This window comes from Amycolatopsis granulosa (genome assembly GCF_011758745.1).
Classification (GTDB): domain Bacteria; phylum Actinomycetota; class Actinomycetes; order Mycobacteriales; family Pseudonocardiaceae; genus Amycolatopsis_E; species Amycolatopsis_E granulosa.
In genome coordinates this window covers 1,828,853-1,840,547 of the sequence record NZ_JAANOV010000001.1, presented here as the reverse complement: position 1 = coordinate 1,840,547, position 11,695 = coordinate 1,828,853, and the positions used below count along the sequence as shown (strand labels likewise).

General features: G+C 72.9%; 9 protein-coding genes. 6 read left to right on the top strand and 3 right to left on the bottom strand.

All coding sequences use genetic code 11. The annotated features are described in order from the left end of the window. Positions 1-95: 95 nt before the first annotated feature. Positions 96-1,502 carry a signal recognition particle-docking protein FtsY gene (gene ftsY / locus FHX45_RS08855; RefSeq protein ID WP_167098562.1) on the top strand — a complete coding sequence of 469 codons (1,407 nt, stop codon included), beginning with the start codon at positions 96-98 and terminating at the stop codon, positions 1,500-1,502. Between the two features lie 201 nt (positions 1,503-1,703). Here the strand turns inward: ftsY and FHX45_RS08850 are convergent, their stop codons facing one another. Then, positions 1,704-2,498, bottom strand: coding sequence for an IclR family transcriptional regulator (locus tag FHX45_RS08850; RefSeq protein ID WP_341771400.1), 795 nt, complete (start codon positions 2,496-2,498; stop codon positions 1,704-1,706). A gap of 89 nt (positions 2,499-2,587) precedes the next feature. Between FHX45_RS08850 and aceB the strand changes: the two genes are divergently transcribed. Next, entirely contained in the window at positions 2,588-4,162 is a 1,575-nt protein-coding gene (gene aceB, locus FHX45_RS08845) for a malate synthase A (protein ID WP_167098559.1), read from the top strand. 55 nt (positions 4,163-4,217) lie between these two features. On the opposite strand, the gene FHX45_RS08840 is transcribed toward aceB, so the two are convergent. Both FHX45_RS08840 and FHX45_RS08835 read right to left on the bottom strand, forming a co-directional pair. Continuing rightward, positions 4,218-5,021: an alpha/beta fold hydrolase gene (locus FHX45_RS08840; RefSeq protein ID WP_167098556.1), complete on the bottom strand. Its 804-nt coding sequence runs from the start codon at positions 5,019-5,021 to the stop codon at positions 4,218-4,220. A 26-nt stretch (positions 5,022-5,047) separates the two neighbouring features. After that, on the bottom strand, positions 5,048-6,517 hold the full coding sequence (locus FHX45_RS08835; RefSeq protein ID WP_167098553.1) for a PucR family transcriptional regulator: 1,470 nt from the start codon (positions 6,515-6,517) through the stop codon (positions 5,048-5,050). A 100-nt stretch (positions 6,518-6,617) separates the two neighbouring features. Between FHX45_RS08835 and FHX45_RS08830 the strand changes: the two genes are divergently transcribed. From FHX45_RS08830 to pucD, 4 genes are read left to right on the top strand one after another with little or no spacing between them, the layout of a single operon-like run. Further along, positions 6,618-7,487, top strand: a complete 870-nt coding sequence (locus tag FHX45_RS08830) for an FAD binding domain-containing protein (RefSeq protein WP_167098550.1) — start codon at positions 6,618-6,620, stop codon at positions 7,485-7,487. Then, positions 7,478-7,933, top strand: a complete 456-nt coding sequence (locus tag FHX45_RS08825) for a (2Fe-2S)-binding protein (RefSeq protein WP_167098547.1) — start codon at positions 7,478-7,480, stop codon at positions 7,931-7,933. Before FHX45_RS08830 ends, FHX45_RS08825 begins: the two co-directional genes overlap by 10 nt. Beyond that, positions 7,930-9,264, top strand: coding sequence for an 8-oxoguanine deaminase (locus tag FHX45_RS08820; protein WP_167098544.1), 1,335 nt, complete (start codon positions 7,930-7,932; stop codon positions 9,262-9,264). Before FHX45_RS08825 ends, FHX45_RS08820 begins: the two co-directional genes overlap by 4 nt. Further along, a complete protein-coding gene (pucD, locus tag FHX45_RS08815; protein ID WP_167098541.1) occupies positions 9,261-11,540 on the top strand; it encodes a xanthine dehydrogenase subunit D in 2,280 nt (759 codons plus the stop codon). The genes FHX45_RS08820 and pucD overlap by 4 nt, the downstream gene beginning before the upstream one ends. Positions 11,541-11,695 lie beyond the last annotated feature (155 nt).

Sequence of the window (11,695 nt, the reverse complement as noted above, 5' to 3'; positions counted from 1 at the left end):
TTGACCGGAACGCAAGACATCCGGTGATTTCTTGTCCCAGCCGAGTCCGTGAGGGGTGCCCTGCCCGGCCGGTCAACGGATGCGAGGATGACGACGTGGCGGAAAACCTCTGGTTCTGGATCATCCTGGTGGTCGTCGTCCTGCTGGCGATCCTCCTCATCAGCGGTCTGGTCGTCGCCCGCCGGCGCAAGATCAGCCTGACCGAGGCCGAGGCCGAGCGGGAGACGAAGCCGCCGAGAGGCGGGGGCTACCAGGCCGGTGGCGGTATCGCCCTGGCGCCTGGTGGGCAGAAGACGGAGACGGTCGAACCGCCCGAGCACCCCGCGGGCGAGCGCACCGAGGTCGACGGGCAGCCCGGCGTCGGCGACGACGCGTCCGTGCCCCGTGACGCGCCCCGCCGCGGCATCGTCGACGTGGGCCTGCCGGAGGCCGGAGCCGCACCGCCGGACACCGAAGTCCCGTCGGTGCCGCCCGCACCCGAGACCCCGGCTGCGCCGCCGGTCACCGAGGCGCCGCAGGTCCCGGCCGCCCGGGAACCGGAGCCGTCGGCCGTCGCGGTCGAGGAGCCGGAGCCGGTCGGCGGGCGGATCGAGCGGCTGCGCGGCCGCTTGTCGAAGTCGCGGTCGATGTTCGGGCAGAGCCTGCTCGGCCTGCTCGGCGCCGGTGACCTCGACGAGGACTCGTGGCAGGACGTCGAGGACACGCTGCTGATGGCGGACCTCGGAGCGGCCACCACCACCGAGATCGTGGAGAAGCTGCGCACCGAGCTGACCGCGCGTGCCGTGCGGACCTCGGCGGAGGCGCGCACCGTGCTCAAGACGGTGCTGACCGATGCGCTGCACCCGAACTGGGACCGCTCGGTGCGCGCGCTGGCGCACACCGTGGACGGCGCCAAGCAGCCGGCGGTCGTCCTGGTCGCCGGGGTGAACGGCACCGGCAAGACCACCACCACCGGCAAGCTCGCGCGAGTGCTGGTCGCGCAGGGCAGTGAGGTCCTGCTCGGCGCGGCGGACACCTTCCGCGCCGCGGCCGCCGACCAGTTGCAGACCTGGTCGGAGCGGGTCGGGGCCGAGGTGGTGCGCGGCAAGGAGGGTGCCGACCCGGCGTCGGTGGCGTTCGACGCGGTCAAGCGCGGCGTGACCGCCGGTGTCGACGCGGTGCTGATCGACACGGCGGGGCGGCTGCACACCAAGACCGGCTTGATGGACGAGCTCGGCAAGGTCAAGCGGGTGGTGGAGAAGCAGGCCAAGGTGGACGAGGTGCTCCTCGTCCTGGACGCGACGACCGGCCAGAACGGCCTGATGCAGGCCCGGGTGTTCCGCGAGGTCGTGGACGTCAGCGGGATCGTGCTGACCAAGCTCGACGGGACCGCCAAGGGCGGCATCGTGTTCCAGGTCCAGCGGGAGCTCGGCGTGCCCGTCAAGCTCGTGGGACTGGGCGAAGGGCCGGACGACCTGGCGCCCTTCGAGCCGGCCGCCTTCGTCGACGCCTTGCTGGGATGAGCGCCGTCACTCGTTCGGGTGGGGGTGTCGGGTAACGCTGTACAAGCGAGGCCGAGCCACGTCAGGGTAGGAACGGGCGCGCCGCAGGGGAGGGCGGCGCGCTCCTCTTTTTGTCACCACCCAGACCGGCCAACACGCCGGGCGCCGGCGTGTTGGCCGCTGGTGGCGCCGTGTTGGCCGTTCCCCGGTCGGCGGGCCGACTCAGGCGCTCTCCTCCAGGTAGGTCGACAACGTCGCCGCGGTGGCCTGCACCAGCGGGGCGATCCGCGAGACCGCGTCCAGCGTCAACCGGCCGGACGGGCCGGACACCGAGACCGCCGCCGGGGCCGGGGTGCCGGTCAAGGCAACGGCGACACACCGCACCCCCAGCTCCTGCTCGCTCTCGTCCACCGCGTAACCCTGCGCCGCCACCTGCGCCAGGTGGGCCAGCAGCGCATCCGGATCGGTGAAGGTGTGGTCGGTGTAGGCGGGCATCCCGGTGCGGCTCAGCAGCGCCCGCACCTCCTCGGTGGGCAGCTGCGACAGGATCGCCTTCCCGACCCCGGTGCCGTGCGGCAGCACGCGCCGCCCGACCTCGGTGAACATCCGCATCGAGTGCTTCGACGGCACCTGCGACACGTACACCACCTCGTCGCGCTCCAGGACCGCCAGGTTGGCCGTCTCGCCGGTCGCTTCGACCAGTTCGGCCAGCAGCGGGCGCGCCCAGGCGCCGAACTGCATGCTCGCGTTCTCACCCAGGCGGATGAGCCGGGCGCCGAGCGCGTACCTCCGGTTGGTGTTCTGCCGCACATAGCCGAGCTGCACGAGCGTGCGGATCAGGCGGTGGATCGTCGGCATCGGCAAACCCGAGCTGGCCGCGAGCTCGGACAGGCTGGCCTCACCGCCGGTGTCCGCCAGCCGCTCGAGCAGTTCGAACGCGCGGCGCAGCGACTGGACCCCGCCGACCCCGCCGACCCCGCCGACCCCGCCGTCCCGTCCCACCTTCTCTTCGGCCACCGCGTCTCCTCACATTGAGCTTCCGCTATGCAGAAACTATAGTCCGGGATGTAAAAACCAAACCGCAAGTCCTTCTGGGAGTGTTCCGCATGGCTGACGTCCAGGTGCTCGGCGGCGCCGTCGAGCGAGGCGACGAGATCCTGACCCGGGAAGCGCTGGACTTCCTGGCCGGGCTGCACACGAACTTCGCGGCCCGCCGCGACGAGCTGCTCGCCGCGCGCGCGAAGCGACGCGAGGAGGCCAAGCGCACCGGGCGCCTGGACTTCCTCCCCGAGACCAAGGAGATCCGCGAGGGCGACTGGAAGGTCGCCGAGGCGCCGCCCGCCCTGCGCGACCGGCGCGTGGAGATCACCGGTCCGACCGAGCGCAAGATGACGATCAACGCGCTCAACTCGGGCGCCAAGGTGTGGCTGGCCGACTTCGAGGACGCCAACACCCCGCACTGGCACAACGTCGTCGGCGGGCAGGTCAACCTGTCCGACGCCATCCGCGGCACGATCGAGCTCGACTCGAACGGCAAGCACTACGAGCTGCGCAAGGACGCCCCGCTGGCGACGATCGTGGTCCGCCCGCGCGGCTGGCACCTCGACGAGCACAACCTGACCTTCGACGGCCGCAAGGGCGTCGGCGCGCTCGTCGACTTCGGCCTGTACTTCTTCCACAACGTCCGCGCCCTGCTGGCCAGTGACAAGGGCCCGTACTTCTACCTGCCGAAGATGGAAAGCCACCTCGAGGCCCGCCTGTGGAACGACGTGTTCTCCTGGGCCGAGAAGGAGCTGGGCATCGAGCACGGCACCATCCGCGCCACGGTGCTGATCGAGACCATCCCGGCCGCGTTCGAGATGGAGGAGATCCTCTACGAGCTGCGCGAGCACGCCTCGGGCCTCAACGCAGGCCGCTGGGACTACCTGTTCAGCGTCATCAAGTACTTCCGCGACGCGGGCGAGAAGTTCGTGCTGCCCGACCGCAACAGCGTCACCATGACGGCGCCGTTCATGCGTGCCTACACCGAGCTGCTGGTGCGCACCTGCCACAAGCGCGGCGCGTTCGCGATCGGCGGCATGGCGGCGTTCATCCCGAGCAAGGACCCCGAGGTCAACGAGAACGCCTCCAAGAAGGTGCACGCCGACAAGGCGCGCGAGGCGAACGACGGGTTCGACGGCTCGTGGGTCGCGCACCCGGGCATGGTCGAGCTGTGCAAGGAGGAGTTCGACAAGGTCCTCGGCGACAAGCCGAACCAGCTCGACAGGCTGCGTGAGGACGTCTCGGTCACCGCGGACCAGCTGCTCGACGTGGCGAGCACCGAGGGCAGCGCCACCGAGGCCGGCCTGCGCGGCGCGGTCGACGTCGGCGTCCGCTACATCGCCTCGTGGCTGGGCGGCAACGGCGCGGCGGGCATCCACAACCTGATGGAGGACGCCGCCACCGCGGAGATCTCGCGGTCGCAGATCTGGCAGTGGGTGCAGAACGGCACGGAGCTCGACAACGGCCAGAAGGTCACCCGCGAGCTGGTCAGGTCGGTGCTCGACGACGTCCGCAAGGAGCTCGACGGGCAGATCCCGGCCGACCTGCTCGCCCCGGCGATCGAGGTGTTCGAGGAGGTCGCGCTCGCCGACGAGTTCGTCGACTTCCTGACCCTGCCCGCCTACGAGCGGATCAAGTAGCCCCGGCCGGGAGCGTGGGACCCGCGGCGATCGCGAGTCCCGCGCTCCCGTGCGGTCAGGTGGCGAGGAAGTCCAGCAGGGTGGCGGTGAGTGCGGCCGGCGCGTCCTCCTGCACCAGGTGACCCGCGCCGGGCAACAGCCGTAGCCGTGCGCCCGGGATGCGGGACGCGAGGTCCTTGCCCCGCTCGACGGGCAGCCACTCGTCCGCCTCGCCCCAGCACACCAGCACCGGCAGGTTCAGCGAACCCAGCAGGGGCTCGATCTCGTCGGTGAAGCGCTGGTCCGCCTGCGCCATCTGCCGGTAGAACGCGGCCTGGCCGTCGTCGCCGAGCCACGGCTGCGCCAGCCGGTCCAGCACCTCAGCACGCAGGCCCGGCCGGGACGCCGTCGCCGTCTGGGTGCGCACGATCGCTTCGTGCAGGTGGGCCGGCAGGCGCTCGAAGACAGCCGCGTTCTCGCGCACCAGCCGGAAGAACGACGTGCCCCAGGGTGCGATCGCCACCGCGTCCACCAGCGCGAGCCGGCGGTACCGCGCGCCGTGCAGCAGGTGGGCGCGCAGCGACACCACGCCGCCGAAGTCGTGCGCCACCACCGCCGGTTCGTCCAGGCCCCAGTGCTCCAGCAGCGACGTGAAAATCTTCGCCTGCGTGCCCAGCGACACGTCCTGACCGGCCCGTTTCTCGGACTGCCCGTATCCCAGCATGTCCCACGCGAACACTTCGTGCCGGTCTGCCAGTGCCGCCGCGACATCGCGCCAGACGTACGACGAGAAGGGCGTGCCGTGCATCAATACCACGGGCGAGCCCGCACCGGACCGCGTCCAGCGCACTGTGCCGCCCGGCGTCTCGAATCGCTCCATGGCGCGGACGTTACCAGTTAGCGCGTTTAGACGGTAACTTGAAGCGCGAGGTAGACGTCCACCTGCGTGACGAAGTCGTTGAGGTCCACCCCGAGCAGCTCCGATGCCCGGGTGATGCGGTACCGCAGGGTGTTGACGTGGACGTGCAGCGCCCGCGCCGCCGCCGTCGGCGACGAAGAGCACTCCAGGTAGACCCGCACGGTGTGCACCAGGTCCGTGCCCTGCGCCGCGTCGTAGGCGAGCAGCGGCCCGAGCACCCGCTCGCGCACCGAGCGGCGCAGCTCGTCCGGCGCACCGGCGGCCAGCAGCTGGTGCACCGCGAGGTCCTCGCCCGCGACCAGCTCGATCCGCCCGCCGCGGCGGGCCGCCAGCTCGACCGCGTGCCGCGCCTCCTGCGTCGCGCCGTGCAGACCGTCCACCCCCGCGGGGCCGCCGGAACCCAGCCGGAAGCGTGACCACGACATCAGCCGGTCCGCCCGGGCCAGGCCCTCGGCCGCCACCCGCATCCAGTTGCCCTGGCCCGCGACCAGGGCGCAGGCGTCCCCGCCGAGAACGCCGACCACCGGCCGCGCCTCCGCGAGCAGTTCGGCCAGCACCTCCGCCGCGAGGTCCGGGCCGTCGTCGGGGGCTCGCGCGATCAGTACCCGGATCTCGCTGTCCTCCGGCAAGCCGGCGGCGGCGACGGCGTCGGCGACCGGCCCACCGCCGGCCAGTGCGTGCAGCAACGGTTCGGCAGGGCGGGCGGCCGTGCGCCGCACCTGGTCCGTCCGCGCCCGGGCCAGCCGCACCAGATCGGCGAGCTCCCCGGCCAGCTCACCCGGTTCCGGGTGCCCGACCACCAGCAGCCACGGCACCGCGAAGCTGCCGCCGATGGGAATCAGCGAGTACCCGTCGTGGACCGTCAGGTCGCGGCCGGGCACGACGTGCTCAGCGAGGTCCGGAAGGCCGGCGAGGTCGTCGGGGGGATCCGCCGGTCCCGCGACGACTCGCCCCGTGGCCGACAGGACCCAGCACGGCGCGCCCAGTTCGACCGCGCCCTGCCGCACCAGCGCCGGCAGCGAGATGTCCTCGGTCGCGGCGGCCAGCAAGCGCTTGCGCGCGGCGCTCGGCTCCCCGCCCCGCGCCGCGGCCAGCTCCAGCACCACCCGCTCGGTGATCACCGCGAACGACAGGTCGGCCGGCACCTCCAGCAGCGGGATGCGATGCCGCGTGCACGCCTGCACGACGTCCGGGGGGATGCCGCCGGTGTCGGCACCGGAGGCGGCCAGCGCGGCGACCCCGGCCCGGGCGAGCGCGGCGACGAACGGTTCCGCATCGCCCGGTTCGCGCCACCACAGCAAGCCGGTCAGGACGACCTCGCCCGCCGAGACGTACCGGCTGGGGTCGGGCAGCTCGGTCACGTAGATCCGGCTGACCGCGCAGCCGAGCCGCCCGGCGCCGGTGCGCAGCCGCAGCCGCAGTTCCGGGATCTCCAGCAGTGTCCGCACGGTCGTCATCAGGTTTGTAGGAAAGCACAACCGGGCGGCGTCCCGCCGCTGTCGGTTCGTGCCGAGGCGCCGTTGCCGGTGCGCGTGTCCCGGGCGTCTACTGCTGGGCATGGACTTCCTGCGACCGGCGACGCTCGCCGAGGCGCTCGCCGCCAAGGCCGAGCGCCCGGAGGCCGTGCCCCTCGCGGGCGGCACGGACGTCATGGTCGAGCTCAACTTCGACCACCGCCGCCCGGCGGCGTTGCTCGACCTGACCCGGATCGCGGAGCTGGCCGGGTGGGCCACGCACGACGACACGGTCCGGCTGGGCGCCGGAGTTCCGTACACCCGCGTCATCACTGAACTGGGTGATGAGCTGCCCGGGCTGGCGATGGCCGCGCGGACGGTCGGCTCGCCGCAGATCCGCAACCGCGGCACGGTCGGCGGCAACCTGGGGGCGGCCTCACCCGCGGGCGACACGCATCCCGTGCTGCTGGCCACCGGCGCGCGGGTCGAGGTCGCGTCCGTGCGCGGCACCCGCATGATCCCGGCCGACGAGTTCTACGTGGGCGTGAAGAAGCACGCGCTGGCGCCCGATGAGCTGATCGTCGCCGTGCACCTGCCGGTCGCGGCGGGGCCGCAGCAGTTCGCCAAGGTCGGCACGCGCAATGCGATGGTGATCGCCGTCTGCTCGTTCGCCGTCGCGCTGGACCCCCGGCGGCGCCGGGCCGGTGCCGCGATCGGCTCGGCGGGGCCGACGCCGCGCCGGGCGAGCGACGCCGAGGAGTTCCTCGCCGGCGAGCTGCCGTGGGACGCGCCGGCTCCGCTCGGGGATGCGGTCCGGCGCCGCTTCGGCGAGCTCGTCGCCGAAGCGGCCGCACCGATCGACGACGTGCGCGGCACCGCGGAGTACCGCAGGCACGCGCTGGCCGTGCTCGCCCGCCGCACGCTCGGCTGGGCCTGGCAGGACTACCTGGGAGGGCGACGGACATGCGCGTGAACGTGACGGTCAACGGCGAGGCGCGGCAGGCCGACGACGTGTGGGAGGGCGAGAGCCTGCTGTTCGTGCTCCGCGAGCGGCTCGGCCTGCCCGGCTCGAAGAACGCCTGTGAACAGGGCGAATGCGGCTCCTGCACGGTCTACCTGGACGGCACTCCGGTGTGCGCGTGCCTGGTCGCGGCGGGACAGGCCGAGGGCCGCGAGGTCCGCACCGTGGAGGGACTCGCCGAGGGTGACCGGCTCGACCCGGTGCAGCAGTCCTTTGTGGACGCCGGCGCGGTGCAGTGCGGCTTCTGCACGCCGGGCCTGGTGATCGCCGCGCACGACCTGCTGAACCGGGTGCCGAACCCGGGCGACGAGGAGATCCGCGAGGCGCTGGCCGGGAACCTGTGCCGCTGCACGGGGTACGAGAAGATCCTGGAGGCCGTGCGGGCGGTGGCGCGATGAGGCTGATCCTGGAGAACGCCGCCATCGCGACCGTCGACGCCGGTGGCACCGAGTACCGCGATGGGCACGTGGTGCTCGACGGCGCCACCATCACCGCCGTCGGCCCCGGACGGGCCGCGGCGGAGGGGCCGCGGATCGACGTCTCCGGCTGCCTGATCACGCCCGGTCTGGTCAACACCCACCACCACCTGTACCAGTGGGCCACCCGCGGCCTCGCCGCCGACGCCACGCTGTTCGAGTGGCTGGTCCAGCTGTACCCGATCTGGAGGCGGCTCGACGCGGACGTCACGCACGCGGCCGCGGCCGCCGGGATGGCGCGCCTCGCGCTGACCGGCTGCACCACCGTCGCCGACCACCACTACGTCTTCCCCCGGGACGCCCTGGACCAGATCGAGGCGCTCGTCGCCGCGACGGACCGGATCGGGGTGCGGGCGCACCTGGTGCGCGGCTCGATGGACCGCGGCGAATCCGACGGCGGCCTGCCACCGGACACCCTGGTCGAGACCACCGACGCCGCGTTGCTCGGCACGGAAGCGGCCATCGCGGCCCACCACGATCCGGCGCCGGACGCGCGTATCCGGATCGCGGCCGGCCCGTGCTCGCCGTTCACCGTCAGCGAGACGCTGATGCGCGAGGCCGCCGAACTCGCGCGGCGCACGGGAGTGCGGCTGCACACGCACCTCGCCGAAACCCTCGACGAGGAGGAGCAGTGCGTCGCCGAGAACGGCTGCACGCCTGCGGAATACGCCGACAAGCTCGGCTGGCTCGGCGATGACGTGTGGCTCGCGCACACCGTGCACCTCGACCGCGCCGCGGTCGGCCGCCTCGGGGCGACTCGCACCGGGTCGGCGCACTGCCCGACGTCCAACGGACGGCTGGGCACCGGCATCGCCCCGGTGCGCGACCTGCTCGACGCCGGTGCCCCGGTCGGGCTCGGCGCCGACGGCGCGGCCTCCAACGAGTCCGGCGGGCTCGGCGAGGAGCTGCACCAGGCGTTGCTGCAGGCGCGGCAACGGGGTGGCCCCACGGCGTTGTCGGTGCGCGAGGCGCTGTGGATGGGCACCATGGGCGGCGCGCGGTGCCTGGGCCGGCACGGCGAACTCGGCTCGATCGAGCCCGGCAAGCTCGCCGACCTCGCGGTGTGGGACCTGACCGGCCTGCGCCACGCCGGAATCGACGACCCGGTGGCCGGGCTCGTGCTCGGTGCCACCCCGCCGCTGAAGCTGCTGCTCGTCGGTGGCCGGACGGTGGTCGCCGACGGCGAACTCCGCACCGGCGACGAAGCCGCGATCGCCCGTGAGCTGGCCGCGGCGAGCAGGAGGCTGCGATGACCACGGCGGAGCGGACGACGGCGGAGCGGACGACGACGGCGCAGGGGATCGGCAGCAGCCCGCGCCGCCCGGACGGGGTCGTCAAGGTGCGCGGCGAGTTCGCCTACTCCTCGGACCTGTGGCACGAGGACATGGTGTGGGGCGTGACCCTGCGCAGCCCGCACCCCTCCGCGCGCATCCGCGGCATCGACATCACCGACGCGCTCAGGGTCCCGGGCGTGCAGGCGGTGCTGACGCACGAGGACGTGCCGGGCGTGAACCGGTACGGTCTGGAACACCCGGACCAGCCGGTGCTGGCCGTCGACGTGGTGCGCTACCAGGGTGAACCGGTGGCGCTCGTGGCCGCCGACCACCCGGAGACCGCCCGGCGGGCGGCCGGGCGCATCCGCGTCGACTACGAGGTGCTGGACCCGGTCACCGACGCGGAGCAGGCGGTGCGCGGCGACGGCCCGAAGGTCCATCCCAACGGCAACGTCGTGCGGCACGTGCCGATCCGCCGCGGCGACCCCTCGGCGACCGCCGAGGTGGTCGTGTCGGGCGTGTACGAGGTGGGCATGCAGGACCAGGCGTTCCTCGGGCCGGAGTCCGGTCTGGCCGTCCCCGCCGAGGACGGCGGTGTCGACCTCTACGTCGCGACGCAGTGGCTGCACGTCGACCAGCGGCAGATCGTGGCCGCGCTCGGGCTGCCCGGGGACAAGGTGCGGCTCACGCTCGGCGGCGTCGGCGGCGCGTTCGGCGGCCGCGAGGACCTGTCCATCCAGATCCACGCGTGCCTGCTCGCGCTGCGCACCGGCAAGCCGGTGAAGATGGTCTACAACCGCGAGGAGTCGTTCTACGGCCACGTGCACCGGCATCCGGCGAAGCTGTACTACGAGCACGGCGCCGGCCGCGACGGGAAGCTGGTCTACGTCAGGGCGCGGATCTTCCTCGACGGCGGCGCGTACGCCTCGTCCACGAGCGCGGTCGTCGCCAACGCCGCCACGCTCGGGGTGGGGCCCTACGACGCGGACAACGTCGTGGTGGACTGCTGGGGCGCGTACACGAACAACCCGCCGTGCGGCGCCATGCGCGGTTTCGGGGCCGTGCAGGCGGCGTTCGCGTACGAGTCCCAAATGGACAAGCTGGCGGCGGCGTGCGGGCTGGATCCGGTCGAGGTCCGTGTCCGCAACGCGATGAGCGAGGGCTCCCGGATGCCGACCGGGCAGATCGTGGACTCACCCGCACCGGTCGCCGAGCTGGTGCGGCGGGTGGCCGCGAAACCACTGCCACCGGAGCCGTCCGGCGAACGGGACCTGCGGACGCTGCCCGGCGGTGTCTCGAACACCACGCACGGCGAGGGTGTCGTGCGTGGCGTCGGCTACGCGGTCGGCATCAAGAACATCTGCTTCTCCGAGGGCTTCGACGACTACTCGACCGCCCGCGTGCAGCTGCGCGTGGTGGGTGGCGAGGCGGCGGCGACGGTCCAGACCGCGGCGTGCGAGGTCGGCCAGGGCCTGGTGACGGTGCTGCAGCAGATCGTGCGCACCGAGCTCGGCGTGGAGCAGGTGGCGATCCTCCCCGCCGACACCTCGATCGGCAACGCGGGCTCCACGTCGGCGTCCCGGCAGACCTACGTCACCGGGGGAGCGGTGCGGGCGGCGTGCCTGGCCGTGCGCGCGGCGCTGGCCGGGCGGCTCGGGGTGGGCGGGGAGGTGGACCTGGTCGGCGGGAAGGTGGTGTCCACCCGGGACGGTGTGGTCGCCGACCTGGTGGAGGTTCTCGGCGACGACGTGATCGACGAGACCGTGGAGTGGCGGCACCGGCCGACCGACGTGCTCGACCCGGAGACCGGTGCGGGGAACGCGCACGTGCAGTACGGGTTCGCCGCGCACCGGGCGGTCGTGGACGTGGACACCGAACTGGGCCTGGTCAAGGTCGTCGCGCTCGACTGCGCCCAGGACGTCGGCCGCGCGCTGAACCCGCAGGCCGTGCTGGGCCAGATCCAGGGCGGCTCGGCGCAGGGGCTCGGGCTGGCGGTGATGGAGGAGATCCAGACGCTCGAGGGGAAGATCCGCAACCCGTCGTTCACCGACTACCTGATCCCCACCGTGCTCGACATGCCGCCGATGGACATCGACGTGCTGGAGCTGGCCGACCCGAACGCGCCCTACGGCCTCCGCGGCGTCGGCGAGCCGCCGACCATCTCGTCCACCCCGGCGATCGTGGCGGCCATCCGCGCCGCGACCGGCAAGGAACTGCCGCGGGTGCCGGTGCGTCCGGAGCACATCGTCAGCTGACGCGCACGAGGACCCGGCCGGTGTACCGACCGGCCAGGAGATCGGCGAACGCCCGCGGTGCCCGGTCGAGGCCGTCGACGACCGTTTCCCGATAGCGGATCTTCCCCGCGCGCAGCCACTCCCCGAAGACGGGGTGAACTCGGCGGCACGGTCCA